The following is an 18,722-nucleotide window of genomic DNA, read 5'->3' as shown; positions in this document are numbered from 1 at the left end:
AATGCGTGCTTATGACATTATCGACAAGAAGAAGAGAGGACATGAATTATCAAAAGAGGAAATTACTTTTATAATTGATGGATACTTAAAAGGCGAGATACCCGATTATCAAGTATCGGCACTCTTGATGGCAATTTATTTTACCGGTATGAAGGACGATGAATTGTCTGAATTGACTTTTATTATGCGCGATTCAGGCGATATCATTGACATGAGTAGAATTGAAGGTGTAGTTGTAGACAAACACTCAACCGGTGGAGTTGGAGACAAGACCACACTCATTGTGGCTGCGATAGCCGCTTCAAGAGGAGTCAAGATATGCAAAATGTCAGGTAGGGGACTTGGACATACCGGAGGAACCGTCGATAAAATGGAATCCATACCGGGTTTTAAAACAGAAATTGATCCAGAGGAAGTCTTTCAAATTGTAAATAAGATAGGTGTATCCATAGTAGGGCAATCTGGAAATCTGGCACCTGCAGATAAAAAAATATATGCATTAAGAGATGTCACTGCTACCGTAGACAGCATACCTCTTATTGCCGCTTCAATCATGAGTAAAAAACTGGCAGCAGGTTCAGATGCGATAGTCCTCGACGTCAAGATGGGCAGTGGAGCATTTATGAAAAATATCGAAGATGCTAAAAGCCTTGCAAGGCATATGGTCGATATCGGAACGGCTGCTGAGAAAAATACCGTAGCACTTATTACCAATATGGATGTACCATTGGGAGAAGCTGTAGGTAATAGGAATGAAATCGTAGAAGTAGTCAATACATTAAGAGGCTCAGGTCCTAAGGATCTCGAAATCATCTGTTTGGAACTTGCAGCCCAAATGATCTACTTGGCAGGTATAGAAGAATTGGAAACAGCAAGAGATAATGCAGCAAAATCTCTAAAAGATATGTCCGCATATAATAAATTTATTGAACTCGTTAAAATACAGGGTGGAGATACTACGGTTTTTGATGATTTAGAAGCTTTCTCGAAAGCTGAATTTAAAAGAGAGATAAAAGCACAAAAAACCGGAGTCATAACATCAATGGATACCGAGTCAATAGGATTGGCAGCTTCACTCCTAGGAGCAGGAAGAACCAAACTGGATGATGTACTGGATTTCACAGCCGGGGTAAATATATATAAGAAAACCGGTGATTCAGTCGAACTTGGAGATACTATTGCAACCATATACACCGCTGATGAAAGTAGATTGGACGAAACTGAAAGAGTTTTACTAGAAGCCTATTCATTCGACGGTGAATTAGTAGAATATCCGATGATAATTGAAATAATAGGAAGTAAATAAACATAAATAAATAGAACTATTTCAAAAAGATAATAAATTTAAAAAGGACCTATCACAACGATAAGTCCTTTTTAAATACAATAAAATCATATCAAAAAACTATATTAAATATAAAAACATACACTATAACCTTCACAAAAATAAGGGGGTCAGGCTTCTATTATTTTATTTTTTGGATGCATATACCATATAGTGTATAAATAAATGCTTGACAAACGTAGATAAAACAACATATGATAAAACTAGACATTAGGATACACATTATAATTATACAAAAAATAGTAGAAATAAAAGCCTGACCCCGTTTTAGCGTTGAAATATAGGGAAATGATAAAACGAGAAAATGTATAAATGATGATAATTAGAGGTTTGATTTTTGGGGATTTATTTGTTTATAAATAAAGGGGTTAAAGAAAATTCATGGTAGGTTGCACCTTTTTCATAAAAAAAATAGTGTATCAGAATTTAGTTTATTCTGATACACTACTTTTTACTTTTAGTTTTGATTACTCATCTTTATTCCAGTTTATTAGTCGCTGGCTTTTAATTTTTATATTTTTAATCATATCTTGAAGATCTACTTTATATTTATCGGGATTGAAGCGTTTTATGGTATCTTCATAGACTTTGTAGACAGAAAGTCCGAAATTCTCTTTGCTGAATTTTTCGCTGCTTTCTTTGGCGTTTCTAGAAAACTCGGCTCTCATCTCATCATCGGTTAGCAGTTTCTTTGCATATTCGATAAATTCAGCTTCATTTTTATAAGTAAATCCATTATAGCCATTTTCTATTACTTCGTCTATTGCTTCGTCTTCTCTACATACTTCAGGAAGACAGTTAGCTAATGCTTCTACATATGTTAAGCCCTGGGTTTCACTAACAGATGCAGATATAAAGATGTCTCCGGTTTGGTAGTAGTCTACAACTTCATCGGGGTTAATCATTCCGGTAAAGATTATTTTACCCATTAATTTTTTCGATTGTACATACTCTTTTAATTCAGACATATATGGGCCGTCACCGACAATTACAAAATTAACTTTATCGTATACTTGTAGCAGCATACCGAAATTATCTACGAGTTCTTTTAAGTTTTTCTCTTCGGCAACTCTACCGATATTTATTAGTATTTTATTATCTTCAGGGATATTTAAAGATGATCTGATTTCATCTTTACGCTCTTTAGAGACTACTTTATTATATCGACTTAAATCAATACCTGTAGGAATAATTACCAGATTATCATTCAATTCATAAGATAATAGGGTGTTTTTTACCTTTTTTGTTGGGGCTATTACGGTTTCAGCATTTTTCAGCCTATATCTCATAATTTTAGATACCATTGCCTTGCCAAGTTTTTTATTAGGTATGACGTACTGAGTATAGTACTCGTATAGTGTATGGTAGGTGTGTACTATGGGTACACCTGTTTTTTTAGCGATCCTATACGCAAATGTATAAGTAAAGAATTCACACTGACTATGAATTATGTCAGGTTTCCAGTCGATTAACTCATTTAAAATTCTGCTATTAAAGGCAAAGGTCGCCCTTACGTCGGGATATACCTTTATGCCGAATGATCTGACAAAATAAAAATCACCATCGATATAAGAGTCATCTGATTTTGATAGAGTTAATATTTTTACATCATGACCCTGTTTTTTTAATTCTCTATATAAATTCATAAACGAAACTACTACACCATTAACTGCTGGCACAAACCAGTCAGAAGTTAAAAGTATCTTCATAAAGCACCTCCGATTGTTATAACTATATTCTATCACATTTATTGTTATTTAAAGAGTATTATATTAGAATTTTATCCTACAATCTTGTAATAATCCTAAATATTTCTTAATTATATATAAGAATAACATAATTATGTGATAAATTTTGAAATTGGGTATAAATAAGATGAGGTATTAATTAGGAATGATTGTGGAGGTATAATATGAAATGGCAAGGAAGAAGACAAAGTTCAAATGTTGAAGACAGAAGAGGTCAAAGACCTGTTGGTGGAGGATTCGGCGGAGGTGGTATGAAACTCGGCGGAGGTTCTCTGGTTATACTCTTACTTGTATTCTTGCTATCCGGGGGAGATTTAAACTCAGTGCTCGACATGATGGGAGGAAGCCAAACTCAACAAACTCAAAATGTCGATTATCAGGCAACTGAACAAGAAGAGGAGTTAAAAGCATTTTCATCTACTGTATTTGCGGATCTTGAGGATGTATGGACAGAGATGTTCAAAGGCACAAATGTAGATTACACTCTACCTAAATTAGTAATTTACTCTGGAAGTGTTAATAGTGGTTGTGGAGCTGCAAGTTCGCAAGTAGGACCATTTTACTGTAGTGCCGATAAAAGTGTATACATCGATTTGAGTTTTTATAATCAATTAAAGTCGAAGTTTAAAGCACCCGGTGATTTTGCTTTTGCCTATGTGTTGGCGCATGAAGTTGGTCACCATGTTCAGAATGAACTTGGAGTTCTCCAACAGGTGCATGAATATAGACAAAAGTTAAGTCAAAAGCAATATAATGAACTGTCGGTTAGGATGGAGCTTCAAGCAGATTACTATGCAGGTGTATTTGCAAAGCATATTAAGGGTAAGGGCTATCTAGAAGAAGGAGATATAGAAGAAGCAATTAGAGCTGCCGGGGCAGTTGGTGACGATACCATACAGGAAAGTATGGCAGGAAGAGCCAATCCAGATACATTTACTCATGGTACGAGTGAACAAAGAATGAGATGGTTCATGAAAGGTTATGAAAAAGGTACAATACAAGATGGAGATACCTTCAATGCTAATGAGCTATAATTATTTTAACAACCGGTTTCTTAATTTTAGGGAACCGGTCATTTAATTTAAACTTAAAACAGATATTGAACAAGATAAACAAAAACGCTTATATTCGGGTATTTATCGTAAAAAGTTTTTGAATAGTAATGCCAATTCTGTTATAATATAGTTATACAACAACATTAGGGAATAAGGTTAGATACCTTAGCAGCCCCCGCTACTGTAATACGGATTGAACGACATATGCCACTGAAAGGGAAGGCGTCGTTTGAGATGAAGTTGAGCCAGGATACCTAATACTATTGTAATACTTCGGTGGGAAGATTACTTAGCTTTCCCAACCATAGGTTGGGTTTTTTATCTTCTACACCAAAAGGAGATGATGGTGTGAAAAAAAGTTTTAAAGTACTATTTATCATATCACTATTGTACTTAGTGACTATGATACCTCAAGATGCATTTGCAATGCATATTATGGAAGGATTTTTACCAAAGGGATGGGCTATAGGCTGGTGGGTAGTATCGATACCTTTTATGGCTATAAGCATTAATAAATTGCAAAAATTATTAAAAGAACATCCCGATAAAAAACTGCTGGTGGCATTGGCAGGAGCATTTGTATTTTTATTATCCTCTTTAAAAATTCCGTCGGTAACAGGATCATGCTCACATCCTACAGGGGTAGGACTTGGAGCAATACTCTTTGGACCATGGGTTATAGTAATACTGGGGGTAATAGTACTCTTATTCCAAGCTACTTTGCTGGCACATGGTGGATTGACTACTTTGGGAGCCAATGCTTTTTCGATGGCAATAGTAGGTCCCTTCGTTGCATATGCAGTTTTTAAATTACTTAAGAAAGCAAAAGTAAATACCTTCGTTTCTGTAGGTATTGCAGCTGCAGCCGCAGATTTAATTACTTATGTAGTTACATCCATACAGCTTGGTGTTGCATTTCCGGCTGACAATATGATGGTACAAATAGGAAAATATATGACAATATTTGCCTTCACTCAAGTTCCTATAGCTATAGCAGAGGGAATTCTTACAGCATTGATATTTGAAAGAATTGCTCATTATGAAGGGGAGGGAAATCTAATTGAAAAAGTCTACTAGAATAATCTTGATAATAACACTTATAGTGTTATTTATTGCACCATTGTACATGAATAAAGGTGCAGAATTTGGTGGCGCAGACGGAGCAGCAGAAGATGCGATAACAGAAAACAACCCTTGGTATGAGCAGTGGTTTGAACCGATTATCGAACCTGCAAGTGGCGAAATCGAGTCGATGCTATTTGCATCTCAAGCGGCGATAGGCGCAGTACTTATCGGATACTATTTTGGATTTAAAAAAGGGAAAACTCATGTCAATAATTGATATCGTTTCAAATTCTAACAAATTTACTAATATAGATTACAGAATTAAAATGATGGTGGGCATTCTTATGCTCACCATCAGTTTAATTACAAACAATACATATGTACAAATTGGAATAATAGTTTTGATAATGATATTGTTAATACCGATAGCGGGTATATCTCCAAGAATTATACTGAGAATTTACAAAATACCACTTGGATTCATTATCATGAGCATAATAGTCATGATAATTGGGATTTCCAAAGACAGCAATAATTATTTTTATAGTTTTAATTTAGGTAAATATTTTATAGGAATCAGCAAGATAGGCTTTTCAGTAGCTGTAAATACACTGTTTAGAACCTTGTCTGCAATAAGTTCCACCTTTTTTATTTCGCTTACTACGCCTCTTCATCAACAAATAAAAGGATATAAATTAATTAGGATACCAGATGTCATAATTCAGCAGATGGTTCTGATCTACAGATTCATATCAGTGTTTTTTAAAGAGATGAAAGAGATGGAAGATGCCATAACATTAAGAACCGGATACAAGAATAGAAGACTTTGGCTAAAATCATCAGCTGTTTTGGCGAGTTCACTTTTTATTCGCATAATGAGTAGCTTCGACGATTGGAAAAATGCAATGGAATTAAGATTGGGAAATGAATCGGCAGAGGAGGAAGTAGAATGTTAAAAGTAGAAAATTTAAAATACATATATCCTGATGGAACTCTTGCCTTAGACGATATCAGCATGGACTTTGACAAAGGTTCCTGCATTGGAATAATAGGTGAGAATGGAGCGGGGAAGTCTACTCTTTTACTTAATATTCTTGGGATACTTAAACCTTCCTCCGGCACTGTAAAATACCTTGGAAATGACATCGAATACAATTCAAAATACATGAGATTATACAGAAGTGAAGTCAATCTTATGATGCAGGATCCCGATAGGCAGATATTTTATTCAACGGTAAAGGAAGATGTAGGTTTTGCACTTAGAAACCTTGGACATTCAGAAGAGGAAATTGAAGAGAAGGTAGAAAGAGCATTGACCATAACAGGTTTAAAAGATATCCAAGAAAAATCGGTCAACTTTTTAAGTTATGGTCAGAAGAAGAGAGTTGCTCTGGCAGGTTTATTAGTTATGAATCTAAAACTATTATTTATGGATGAGCCTACTGCCGGCTTGGATCCAAAGATGGTTGAAGGGATGAAAAAACTTCTCTATAAACTCATGGAATCGGGGATAAAACTTGTAATATCAAGTCATGATATGAACTTTATATACGAAATGTGCGATTATATCTACCTTCTTAAATCGGGGAAACAAGTCAAAGAGGGAAATGAAAAGGAAGTATTTCTGGATACTGATTTTATAAAGTCCATTTCTCTTGAGCAGCCCTCACTTGTAAAACTTCATTTAAATACCTCATTACCGCTATTTAAGCATGAGTGTGAATTATACGAATACTTAAAAAAATAAAGGTATTGATAATAGTTATTAATTATGCTACAATAACACCTAGAGGGGGTGGGGGTATATGAAATCTGAATTTTCTGTAAGTGGCATGACTTGTTCTGCTTGTTCTTCAGCTGTTGAAAGAGCAGTTTCCAAAATAGATGGAGTAGATGAAGTTTCAGTTAACCTACTTACAAATAGTATGAGCGTGGATTACAAGGACAATGTCAGTTCATCAGATATTATCAATGCTGTAAAAGATGCAGGATATGATGCTATAGATAAGTTAGAAGTTTCAAAAAATGTAGTTGTAAAAGCAAGTGGACAAGATGATATTATTCAAAAAGAATACGAGTCAATGAGGTTTAGAGTTTGGGTCTCCTTTGTTTTTATGATACCACTTATGTATATTTCAATGGGTGGTATGATTGGACTACCCGTGCCTTCAATTTTTGAAGGACCTGAGAACAGTGTTATCTTTGCTTTTACGCAAATGCTTATGACATTGCCGATCATGTATGTCAATAGGGCATACTATATAAACGGTTTTAAAGCGCTTTATAAAAAGCATCCAAATATGGATTCGCTTATTGCGATTGGATCCAGTGCAGCTTTTGTATATGGACTTTTCGTAATTTACAAACTCGCTTACGGTTTAGGGCATGGTCAAATGGATATTATACACCAGTACATGCACAGTCTTTATTTTGAGTCTGCTGCCATGATACTTGCGCTTATTACTTTGGGTAAGTATTTAGAGGCCAAATCTAAAGGCAGAACCACGGATGCAATTAAAAAACTCATGGATTTATCTCCTAAGACTGCAATAAGGATTAGTGGAAATCTTGAGACGGAAATACCGATTGAAGAAGTGGTTGTAGGTGACACGCTGCTTGTCAGACCCGGAAGCGCAATACCTGTTGACGGAAAAGTAATCGACGGTATTGGATCGGTAGATACTTCATCCATTACAGGCGAGAGTATTCCGGTTGAGGTAAGTAGTGGTTTCACTGTTATAGGATCTACCATTTTAAAGACGGGAACTTTAAAAATTGTTGCTGAAAAAGTCGGTGAAGATACTACCATTGCCAAAGTAATACAACTGGTTCAAGATGCAAATGCAACGAAAGCTCCAATTGCAAAGATTGCAGATAAAATAAGTTTGGTATTTGTACCGATTGTAATTGTAATTGCCATTATTACGACAATTGTATGGATGGTGCTCGGATCGGGATTTGAATTTGCGCTTACAATGGGGATTTCCGTATTGGTAATATCATGTCCTTGTGCTCTTGGACTTGCTACTCCAGTAGCAATTATGGTTGGAACGGGCAAAGGGGCTGGAAACGGCATTTTGATTAAGTCGGCTGGAAGCCTGGAAACACTTCATAATATCGGGGCAGTCGTATTAGATAAGACGGGCACGATTACCATGGGAAAACCGGAAGTTACAGACATCATCAACACAGGCATAGTAGAGGAATCAAAACTTTTAAATATTATAGGTTCACTGGAGCAACCTTCGGAACATCCGCTAAGCCTTGCTATAAAAGAATATGTTTTAAGTAGAGGGATAAAAGCTGCTTATGCATCGGAATTCAACAATCATCCCGGCAAGGGGATTGAAGGAATTGTAAACGGAGTCAGATATTATGCCGGTAATCTAAAGTATATGAGAGAATTATCGATTGAATTATCGGGCAGTAACGAACTTGCGGATAAATTATCCAAAGAAGGTAAAACGGTTCTCTATTTCTCTGATGCCGAAAATATTATCGGACTGGTTGCAGTTGCTGACAAGATAAAGGAAACATCTAAAGAAGCTATTGAGATGATGCATGAAAGTGGACTTTCGGTATATATGCTAACCGGAGATAATAAGATTACTGCCGAGGCAATAGGACGTGAATTGAAGCTTGATGATGTAATATCCGAAGTAATGCCACAAGATAAAGAATCAATGGTTAGGAGTATTAAAGAAAAAGGCGTTCAAGTTGCAATGGTTGGTGACGGTATCAATGATGCACCGGCACTTGCAAGAGCAGATGTGGGAATAGCAATCGGCGCCGGAACTGATATTGCCATGGATGCAGCAGATATAGTTCTGATGAAAAGTGATTTGGTAGACGTGGTCAATGCAGTAGAGCTTAGTAAGAGGACTATTACTACGATAAAACAAAATTTGTTTTGGGCATTCTTTTACAATGTACTATGTATACCGTTAGCTGCAGGTCTTTTCTATAAGCCCTTCGGAATATCTCTTAATCCAATGATTGCTTCTGCTGCTATGAGTTTAAGTTCAATATTTGTAGTTACTAATGCACTAAGATTAAATAGTTTCAAACCTCAGAGAGCTGTAAATAAAATCGATAATGTTGTAAATATAGAATATAAAAGTATAGAAGAGAAAAAGGAGAATGGTAAAATGAAAAAAATAATAAAAATCGAAGGAATGAGTTGTGGACATTGTTCAGGAAGAGTTGACAAAGTCTTAAACGAAATCGAAGGAGTTCATGCAGTTGTAGATTTGGAACGAGCTCAAGCTGAAGTGGAGATGCCGGACTCACTTGATATAAAGGTGTTAACTGATGCAATTGAGGATGCAGGATACGAAGTAGTCGGAGTAGAATAATGAAAAGTGATCCTGACAAAGTATTGAGGAGGCTGAAAACTGCAAGAGGACAGATAGAAGGGATAATTAGAATGGTGGAAGAGGACAGATATTGTATAGACATATCCAATCAACTACTTGCGACCGAGGCCATCATAAAATCGGTTAATAAAATAATCCTTCACGATCATCTCAATCACTGCGTACTAAGTTCGATAGAATCTGATAATCAGGAAGATAAGGAAAGAAAAATTCAAGAGATTCAAAAAATACTGGATAAATTTTTAAAATAATGCTTCAAATTAGAGTACCTGTACCTTTTAAGATATGGGTACTTTTTTTGTGACATAATTGTAAGAATAAAAACTATGAATTAATTATAAAATAGTGGGTAAATGTATTAGTAGATATGTTATGATATAAGGAGAAACAGAAGTTTTTTTGTATCAAAGACTTGATAATTTATGTAGACTGAAAGGGATGACATATTTGAATAGATACGCTAAATTGATTGCGATTGCTTCCGGAATTATAACCTTTGTTTTATTTCGTTCAGTTACGGCAGCTTACGATATTGGATGGTTCTTAGCAGCCGTACTTGGATACGGTGTGTATTTTTCTGTAGAGAAAGTGTTAAGTGCAGAGCCGGAGGTTAAGAAACTGAAGAAACCACCAACTCTAAAGGTTGGAATACTTACTGATGAACATGAACTGAAAAGTATGATGAATGATGCTTATGAAGATCTCATACAGATACAAAAATGCTACAGAAAAGCTAAGCATGAATCGATAAGAATTAACGGGGAGAAATTATTCCATACAGGAGTTACTATTTTTGAACATCTTAGAAAAAATCCTTCAAAGATAAGGCAAGCCAGAAGATATCTGACTTATTACTTGGATACAGCTGCAGGGATTATGAACAAGTATATTGGATTTGTAGAAACCAGATTGGATACTGAAGAAATTAATAAGGTGTATTTGGAAACAGAAAAAGCTCTTGAAATATTAAATGAGGCATTTAATAAACAATTTGTAAAGTTAATGCAAAATGATATGATGGACATAGAGGCTGATGTTAAAGTTCTAGAAGATACTCTTAGAACAGAAGAATAATAAATATAAAAATGAGGAGGAACAATGGACGAGATTAAAAAAATAGACGAAGGGAATTCTGAAATAACCCTGAGAGACTTGGCTAAGCAAAAAGATGCAATTGAGAAGATGGAAAGAGAAAAGAAGGAAGAAGTCGCTGAAATTTCTCAAAAGATAGAAAATCTGACGCCGGAAGATCGTAATAAAATCGAAGAATTAAAATCTGGAATAAATCTATTGGATTCACAACTATCAACACAATACGGCGTAGGTGCTCAAAGAAACCTGTCTGCATTTTCTGATACCATACTATCAAATATAAAGGCTAAAGACGCAGGTGAAGTTGGAGTATTGATGACTGAACTTATGGAAAAAGTCAAAGGTATGGAGATTGAAAACATATCGGACAAAGGCGGTTTTTTCAGCAATCTTCCATTTGTTAAAAATGTTCAAACAAGTATTGAAAGAATGATGGGCAAGTACGAAGTCATGGAGATCCAGATAGACAAAATAGAAGGACAATTGGACAAAGCGAGACTTGAAATGCTAAAAGACATTGCAATGTTCGATACCCTTTACCAAAAAAACCTCGAATACTTCAACGATCTTCAGCTATATATAATTGCTGGAGAAGAAAAACTTGCTGAGACAAGAAATGTTACACTGCCTAAATTAAGAGAAGAGGCACTGCAAAGTGGAGAGCCGATGGATGCACAATTGGTCAGTGATTTTGAAGAAACTTTAAATAGATTTGACAGAAAACTTCATGATTTAAAGTTGAGCAAGACGCTTGCAATTCAAACAGCACCACAAATTAAACTAATCCAAAACAATGATAAGCTGCTTGTAGACAAAATTCAAACTGCCATACTAAACACCATACCGCTTTGGAAGAGTCAAATTGTTATAGCGCTTGGGCTGCATAGACAAGACAGTGCTTTAAAGATGCAGCAAGCAGTAACTGAAACTACCAATGAATTACTACGCAGAAACTCCGAAATGATTAAACAGAATACAATCGGCGTTGCAAAGGAATCAGAAAGAGGAATAGTAGAATTCGAGACACTTAAAAAAGTCAATGAGGATTTAATTACGACAATACAAGAAACTCTAAAAATACAAAGAGAAGGAAGACAGAAGAGACTGCAAGTTGAAGCTGAACTTACAGAACTTGAAGGAAAACTTAAAGAAACACTTCTTCAAAGCATTACAGAAGATAAAAATCAATAATATTATAAGGCAGCCGTCATTTTGGCTGCTTTTTTATGGTCAAAGCTAAATTCGCTTAAATAAACATCCGGTTTTAATAATCTCTGTGAATAGGTTATAATAAGTATATAAATTAGGAGGCGAACTATGCTAAATTCATTTGATTTTGAAAAATATAAATATAAGTATGAAAATGAAAAAGGTTCCGACTTAAGAGAGGAATTCGGACTGCTTCAGAGAAAACTAAAAGAGTTTGGAATACCTGTTATAATCCTGATTGACGGATGGGAATCAGCGGGAAAAGGTTATGTCATCAATGATTTGGTGAGAGAAGTAAATAATAAGTACACTAAGGTACATGTCATTGATGCTATGACTGATGAAGAAAAAGCCAAGCCTTTTTTATGGAGATTTTGGGAGCGTATACCGGCTAAGGGGGATATAGCAGTATTTGATAGAAGTTTCTACTACGATATCATGGACAATTACAAGATATCCGATAAGAAATTTAAAACTTATCTTGAGGAATTGGAGACGATAGAAAGACAATTGACCGATGATGGCACTCTTATCTTAAAGTTTTTCCTTAATATCACCCAGAAGACACAAGCTGAGAGAATAGACTCATATAAGAAAGACGAGTTTAAAAAGGTGCTCGTAGGAGACAGAGATTTAAGGCAGAGAGCAGACTATGACAAGTATAAGCAGCATTTCAACGATGTCCTTGAAAAGACGAATTTCAAGGGGTCAAAATGGCATTTAGTTCCGTCTGAGTCTATGAAAAAGGCATCATATGAAGTGCTCGGGATTTCAATTGATATAATTAAAAAGACAATTTTCAAATATATGGAGTCGGGAAGTATTTCTGAACCGTATAGCATAGAGTTTCCTAAGTCAGAAAAAATAATAGAAAATTTGGATTACTCAAAATATCTTACAAGAGAAGAATATGAAAAGGAAAAGAAGAAACTTGAAGGGAGTTTAGCTTCCCTCGGCTATGAGTTCCACAAAAAGAAAATTCCTACAATTATAATCTTTGAAGGTGTCGATGCTGCCGGCAAGGGTGGGGCGATAAAAAGGCTTACCAAGTGCTTTGACCCTAGAGGATATGATGTAGTGCCCATATCTGCGCCCACAGAGTTGGAGAACTCATATAATTACATGTGGAGATTCTGGAATGTAATACCTCCTAAAGGTAGAATGGTAATATTTGACAGATCATGGTATGGTAGAGTTCTTGTCGAAAGAATCGAATCATTTGCCAGTGAGTTTGAATGGAAACGTGCTTATAGGGAAATCAATGAAACAGAGAAGCTTTTAAAGAAATCTGGGGTGCTCGTTCTTAAGTTTTTCCTAGCCATTGACAGCAAGGAACAATTAAAGAGATTTAATGAAAGGCTCCTGGACCTTGGGAAAGAGTATAAGTTAACTTCTGAAGATTGGAGAAATAGGGAGAAGTGGGATTTATACATCGAAGCATATGATGATATGCTAGCCAGGACATCAACTGATCATACTCCATGGATAGTAATTCCAGGAAATGATAAGTACTATGCGAGGATTAGAGTTATGAAGGAAATGCTGAAGAGGGGAAGAGAGTTTATAGACTCACTAAAAGATGCGAATAGTTTTTAAATTTTTCTTCCGTTCCAGGTTTTAAGAAAAAGCCATTTATTGCTCTTCCAGAGATTCTAATACCGCTTCGCTTGAAAGAATAGAATCTAAACCTTACAGAACAATAAATGGATTTTTCTACAAAAACCTTCCAAAGTCAGAATGACTCCAAAATATTCTCATTGGTGTACTGAAGGTAGCGACGAGGAGATGTCGCTTTTATTTGAAAAAAAGATAAAATATGTACGTAGGTGAACTGGTGGTAGCGATGAGGAGATATCGCTTTTTGAGTGGTAGTTTTTTCTACTAAAACCTTCCAAAGTCAGAAAAATTTAAAATCGTTTCGCTGGGTTTACTTAAATTAGCGAATAAAATCACTATGTCAATAAATAAAATATTATTATAGATAAAAAGGAGAAAGTATGGAAAAAACAAATTGGGATTTGAGTAAGATTTACAGTGATGAAAAATCATTTTACGAGGATGTTGAAAGGGTAAAGGATGAAATTAAGAAAATCGGGGATTTAAAGGGAGATTTTTCGGGGAATTTTAAAGAGATCATTACCGCAATGGCTGACTCTGCTGAGTTGATGCAAAGGCTGTATGTCTATGCTCATATGAAGAGGGATGAGGATAGTAGAGAGAGTTTTGGGCAGACGATAGCGCTTGAAACTGAAGCTTTGAATAATGAACTGGTTACCGCGGGGTCTTTCTTCCAGCCTAATTTATTGATGTTAACAGAGGATGAATTAGATAAGCTGATAGTGGACAATGATTTAGAATTATACAGATCCTACCTAGATAAGATGTTTAGATTTAAGCCTCATACTCTTAGTCAAGAGGAAGAATATATTATGGGAGCTATGGCAAAGTTGGAAGAGGGACCTTCTAATTCCTATTATCTCTTAATGAATGCGGATTTGGTATTCCCTCGAATTAAAAGCTTGGACAATATAAGGCTTACAAGTGCAAATTATGTAAATCTTCTTAAAAATAAGAATAGGGAAGTAAGGGAAGAGGCTTTTACAAAAATGTATTCGACTCTTGGTATGATAGATAATACCATATCTTCTATGCTCTACTCCAATATCAATAATACTGCCTTACAGGCAAAGCTTAGAAAGTATGATTCTTCGCTTCAGATGATGCTTTTTAAAGATGATGTAGATGTAGAGGTGTATGATAATCTCCTTGGAGTTATTAACGATTATCTTCCTGTTCTTCACGATTATTACAGGATTAGAAAAGAGTATCTTAAACTCGATGAACAACATATGTATGATGTATATCTACCGCTGACTAGTGACTTTGATTCAAAAATCGAATTTGAGGATGCGAAAGAGATTATAATTAAGGCACTTGCACCGCTTGGAGAAGAGTATATTGAAACACTTAAGAAAGGTTTTGAAGAAAACTGGATAGATGTATATCCTAGGGAAGGTAAAATAAGTGGTGCTTATTCTTGGGGTGAATATAAGAGTGATCCATATGTATTGATGAATTATACTGATGATTTGGACTCTTTATTTACTCTTGCTCATGAGTTAGGACATTCGATGCATAGTTATTATTCCAGAAAGAATAACGAGTTTATCTATTCGAGTTACACGATTTTCGTCGCTGAGGTTGCTTCCACAACAAATGAGTTGCTACTGCTGGATTATCTAATAAAAAATGCTAAAGATGATGCAGAGAAACTATATCTGATAAATCACTATGTTGAGAGTTTCAAGTCAACAGTGTTTAGACAAACTATGTTTGCAGAGTTTGAGAAATCTACACATGCTCTATTGGAAGAGGACAAGGTTCTGACTCTAGATGTGTTTAATGATATTTACTATAAACTAAATGAGAAGTATTTTGGGGAAGCTGTAAATATAGATAGAGAAATTCAATTGGAATGGGCGAGAATACCGCATTTCTATTCTGATTTCTATGTGTATAAATATGCCACAGGTTTCTCATGCGCTGTTATGCTGAGCCAGAATATCTTAAATAAAGAAGACAATGCTCTTGAAAGGTATCTCGATTTCTTAAAAGACGGTGGAAATAATTATCCGATTGATCAGCTTAAAAAGGCAGGAGCTGATATTTCTAAAAAAGAGACGATTATCTCTGCAATGAAAGTATTTGAAAATCAAGTAAGAGAACTTGAGACATTATTAAAGAATAAATAATCGCATAAAAGGTTAAAAGTAGATTGTTGTTAGTGATGACTTTCTACTTTGACCTTTATTTATACATATACATATGATATTATATTAATAATAAGTTTGAATATAAGGAGGCTTTAAATAATGGAGGATAGGGATAAGAAATTAATTGAAAATTACTTGAAGCTTGGTCAATTAACACATAAAAGTTACTTAAATAAAAATGAAGACAGAGACGAGTTTATTAATATCTCAAATGAAATTGTTAAGATAGAAAGCGAGATTTATAATGAGAAGGCGGAGAAAATTCCGACTAGGGATGAAATGATATGCCCAAGATGTAAATCAAACTACGACGAAGAGTCAATATTCTGTGCTAATTGCGGTTTGAATTTAGACGGTTATTATTCTGAATTAAAGAATTGTGAATTTTGCAATACTATAATACCTGTAAATGATAAGTTCTGCAGAGCATGTGGCGGTATTCAGGAAGTAGATGAGGTGTTTTAGATGAGTGAATATTTAAATTATAATCCTGAAGATAGCAATAGGGAACTTGATAATATTACTGATTTGTCGGTAAATTTTAAAGTTGCTTTTAAAGATATTGAAGGATCAAACTTATATTCACCTGAAACGGGGGATACCAATATTAGATTCTATTATATTGAAAATCCGGTACAGAAAAAAGCAGTCGAAGAGACAAGTGGACTGGATAAAGTACTGTCGTTTTTTGGAATACGTGAAATGAAGGGGAAAGAATAATGACTAAATGTAAGAATTGTGGATTTGAAGTAGACGCTACAGACAATTTTTGCAAAAAATGTGGAACGGAAGTCGATCACACAATAGATCCTATCTGTACAAATTGCGGTTTTGAGTACGCTGAGGGAGATAAATTTTGTAAAAAATGTGGTACTAAAATAGAGGCTGTACAATCAGGTAAACCAGTGTCGGAAAAACCTGAATTTGACAAATCGGACTTTGACAAATCGGAATTTGATAAAATTAAATTTGACTATAAGAAACCATACGATCAATTATACGATGATGTAATTGACAGCAGTAAAGAAGAAGTAAAAACCGATACGAAAAAAACGGAAGGATTCTTTAAAAGCAGTGAAAGCGAGAAGACTTTTGCTAAGATTGAAAATGATGATAAAGAGTTCAGCGAATCTGAACTGGAAGTCCCTTCGTTTTTCGGTAAGTCTAAAAAAGTCATAAGTGAAATGTTTAATTACGATACGACTGATGAAAAGATAAATACAGAAGATAAAACTGAAGTGGTCAATAAAGATAGCAATATTGACAAAGCATTTAAGCCGGGGAATAATCAGGAACAAGAAAACAAAGATCATACAGTTCTGCTACCATCGATAGAAGAGTATGAACAGAGTTCCAGATTTGAAAATAGAGTAGTTTTATCTGATGAGAAAAAGAGATTGATAAGGGAATCTAAGGAAAAAGCCGATAATATTAATCATGAAATCGAAAAACCGGAAATTGAAGAAAGTGATGATGCTTTGACTCTTACTCAAAAGTTAAAAGTAGGAAATGAAGCGGATCGTTCTATGGAAAATAGAAAGGTCAGATCTTCAGCTAGAAAGAAAAAAGCCCCTGAAGAGACTGATTCAGATGTGCAAAAGAGTAAAGAGAAAAAAGTCGATGAAAAGAAGCCTTTTAAGTGGTCTAATCTACTGATTCCAACTTTGATTGTCTTGGCAGTTTGCACATTTTTATATGCTACACTTTCAGGTCTGACAGATAAAAAACGAGTTATAGCCAAATTCGAAAATGCTATCACTGAAGAGAACACTCAATCACTTACAAATCTGGTAGTAAGTTCAAATGAGAATGTAGCAATCAATGAAGATGCATTAAAGCCATTTTCAAAGCTTATGAAAAGTGATCAGATTTACAGATCGTCTTTGATAGGTGCAATTAAAGAGGATTCTTCAAAATTAGGGATAGATGAAAACTATAAGAGCAATAGAGCATACAGACTTGAAAATACGGGCAAAAAGTTTTTGTTCTTCAAAGATTACAAAGTAGTTGTAGATCCCTTACAATTAAGTGTGACTGCACCGGAAGATGCAAAGTACACCTTGATGGATAAGGAAATCAGCGGAAACAGTGAAAACATGGTCTTGTTACCCGGCCTGTATGATGTCGAAAATAAAGTGAATGGTGAAAAATATCAAATAAATTTATCACCAACCAATGAAAACTTACAAGACGGAAACCTAATCGTAAGTCTTTCAAGCTTAACACCGATAACACAAGACAACGATGTAGAAACTGAAGGAAAACCTCAGGAGCAACCGCCGGAAACAATACCTGAAGATAAACCGGTAGAAACTCCGGTACAGGACAGCAAGTGGGAAGGGGAAACCGAGTTTCATATTGATACCACCCAAAAAGAGGCAATGGTCTACATCAATGACGAGAATACTAATCTTACGGTCGAGCAGTATAATCAGATACCTTTAAAATCCGTGGTTTCCGGAGACAGAATAAAAATAGGTATTGAATACCCATGGGGTATGGGATTCTCTAAAGAGATGACTTTATCCGGAGAAACATTAATTAGCCTATATGTGGATATGGATAATGAGGGAACTATGAACCATATCATGTCAAGAATCGAGAAAATGCTTAAGGAAGACGGAATGGCTAGAAGAAATATGAGCATGGATGGATTTACTACCATTATAGAACCTGAATTAAGTACAACTAGAGATATACTCCAAAGAGGAATCGATAATGGTATGACTTACTATAGAGTATATGACGAACTTCAGTATGACGCGAGTTCATTCGTAGTTAACTCAGGCGAAAATGGTTCTTATACGGCATATATCGGTGGGAATCTAAAGTTCCACGCCACTGAATATCCAAAAGACGAATCGATGGAAGATGGATACCAACCATACGAATTAACACAACTTACGGGATTCAATCTAACATATCTGCCAGTTAAAAATGAATGGTTCATTTCTTCATGGGGAGAAGCGGACAGAGCAATCAATTTAGAAAATCCTGTAGTTCACGAAATAGGAGAATAAAATAATCGGTGCGATACTTCGCACCGATTTATATTGTTA

At 35.2% G+C, this 18,722-nt stretch carries 15 protein-coding genes, 1 pseudogene and 1 riboswitch; of the genes and pseudogenes, 15 read left to right on the top strand and 1 reads right to left on the bottom strand.

What is annotated here, in order from left to right; all coding sequences use genetic code 11:
• The first annotated feature begins 1 nt into the window (after position 1).
• On the top strand, positions 2-1,306 hold the full coding sequence (locus VZL98_07660; GenBank protein ID WVH62572.1) for a thymidine phosphorylase: 1,305 nt from the start codon (positions 2-4) through the stop codon (positions 1,304-1,306).
• Positions 1,307-1,812: 506 nt separating this feature from the next.
• Here VZL98_07660 and VZL98_07655 read toward each other — a convergent pair.
• Positions 1,813-3,054, bottom strand: coding sequence for a glycosyltransferase family 4 protein (locus tag VZL98_07655; GenBank protein WVH62571.1), 1,242 nt, complete (start codon positions 3,052-3,054; stop codon positions 1,813-1,815).
• A gap of 203 nt (positions 3,055-3,257) precedes the next feature.
• On the opposite strand from VZL98_07655, the gene VZL98_07650 reads away from it, so the two are divergent.
• The 14 genes and pseudogenes from VZL98_07650 to VZL98_07585 all read left to right on the top strand — a co-directional run bounded on the left by VZL98_07650 (position 3,258) and on the right by VZL98_07585 (position 18,683).
• The gene (locus VZL98_07650) at positions 3,258-4,127 is read left to right on the top strand and encodes a neutral zinc metallopeptidase (protein WVH62570.1); all 870 of its coding nucleotides are present in this window, start codon (positions 3,258-3,260) and stop codon (positions 4,125-4,127) included.
• 119 nt (positions 4,128-4,246) lie between these two features.
• Positions 4,247-4,422, top strand: a riboswitch (cobalamin riboswitch).
• A 74-nt stretch (positions 4,423-4,496) separates the two neighbouring features.
• Positions 4,497-5,225, top strand: a complete 729-nt coding sequence (locus tag VZL98_07645) for an energy-coupling factor ABC transporter permease (protein WVH62569.1) — start codon at positions 4,497-4,499, stop codon at positions 5,223-5,225.
• Positions 5,209-5,448: pseudogene (locus VZL98_07640) on the top strand (energy-coupling factor ABC transporter substrate-binding protein). The gene VZL98_07645 and the pseudogene VZL98_07640 overlap by 17 nt, the downstream one beginning before the upstream one ends.
• A 28-nt stretch (positions 5,449-5,476) precedes the next feature.
• On the top strand, positions 5,477-6,169 hold the full coding sequence (gene cbiQ, locus VZL98_07635) for a cobalt ECF transporter T component CbiQ (GenBank protein ID WVH62568.1): 693 nt from the start codon (positions 5,477-5,479) through the stop codon (positions 6,167-6,169).
• Positions 6,163-6,960, top strand: coding sequence for an energy-coupling factor ABC transporter ATP-binding protein (locus VZL98_07630; GenBank protein WVH62567.1), 798 nt, complete (start codon positions 6,163-6,165; stop codon positions 6,958-6,960). The genes cbiQ and VZL98_07630 overlap by 7 nt, the downstream gene beginning before the upstream one ends.
• A 58-nt stretch (positions 6,961-7,018) precedes the next feature.
• Positions 7,019-9,568 carry a heavy metal translocating P-type ATPase gene (locus VZL98_07625; protein ID WVH62566.1) on the top strand — a complete coding sequence of 850 codons (2,550 nt, stop codon included), beginning with the start codon at positions 7,019-7,021 and terminating at the stop codon, positions 9,566-9,568.
• Positions 9,568-9,840, top strand: a complete 273-nt coding sequence (locus tag VZL98_07620) for a metal-sensing transcriptional repressor (protein ID WVH62565.1) — start codon at positions 9,568-9,570, stop codon at positions 9,838-9,840. The genes VZL98_07625 and VZL98_07620 overlap by 1 nt, the downstream gene beginning before the upstream one ends.
• Before the next feature lie 196 nt (positions 9,841-10,036).
• On the top strand, positions 10,037-10,663 hold the full coding sequence (locus tag VZL98_07615) for a 5-bromo-4-chloroindolyl phosphate hydrolysis family protein (protein ID WVH62564.1): 627 nt from the start codon (positions 10,037-10,039) through the stop codon (positions 10,661-10,663).
• Positions 10,664-10,687: 24 nt separating this feature from the next.
• Positions 10,688-11,872: a toxic anion resistance protein gene (locus VZL98_07610; GenBank protein WVH62563.1), complete on the top strand. Its 1,185-nt coding sequence runs from the start codon at positions 10,688-10,690 to the stop codon at positions 11,870-11,872.
• 126 nt (positions 11,873-11,998) lie between these two features.
• Positions 11,999-13,486: a hypothetical protein gene (locus VZL98_07605; protein ID WVH62562.1), complete on the top strand. Its 1,488-nt coding sequence runs from the start codon at positions 11,999-12,001 to the stop codon at positions 13,484-13,486.
• 401 nt (positions 13,487-13,887) lie between these two features.
• On the top strand, positions 13,888-15,642 hold the full coding sequence (gene pepF, locus VZL98_07600; GenBank protein WVH62561.1) for an oligoendopeptidase F: 1,755 nt from the start codon (positions 13,888-13,890) through the stop codon (positions 15,640-15,642).
• A gap of 120 nt (positions 15,643-15,762) precedes the next feature.
• A complete protein-coding gene (locus VZL98_07595; GenBank protein WVH62560.1) occupies positions 15,763-16,128 on the top strand; it encodes a zinc ribbon domain-containing protein in 366 nt (121 codons plus the stop codon).
• Positions 16,129-16,383: a hypothetical protein gene (locus VZL98_07590; GenBank protein ID WVH62559.1), complete on the top strand. Its 255-nt coding sequence runs from the start codon at positions 16,129-16,131 to the stop codon at positions 16,381-16,383.
• A complete protein-coding gene (locus VZL98_07585; protein ID WVH62558.1) occupies positions 16,383-18,683 on the top strand; it encodes a zinc-ribbon domain-containing protein in 2,301 nt (766 codons plus the stop codon). Before VZL98_07590 ends, VZL98_07585 begins: the two co-directional genes overlap by 1 nt.
• Positions 18,684-18,722: the final 39 nt, after the last annotated feature.

The sequence above is a fragment of the Peptoniphilaceae bacterium AMB_02 genome (genome assembly GCA_036321625.1).
In the GTDB taxonomy this organism is placed as follows: Bacteria; Bacillota; Clostridia; order Tissierellales; family Peptoniphilaceae; genus Microaceticoccus; species Microaceticoccus formicicus.
Note: the sequence above shows the minus strand (reverse complement) of the source record. Positions and strands in the feature narration are given on the sequence as shown.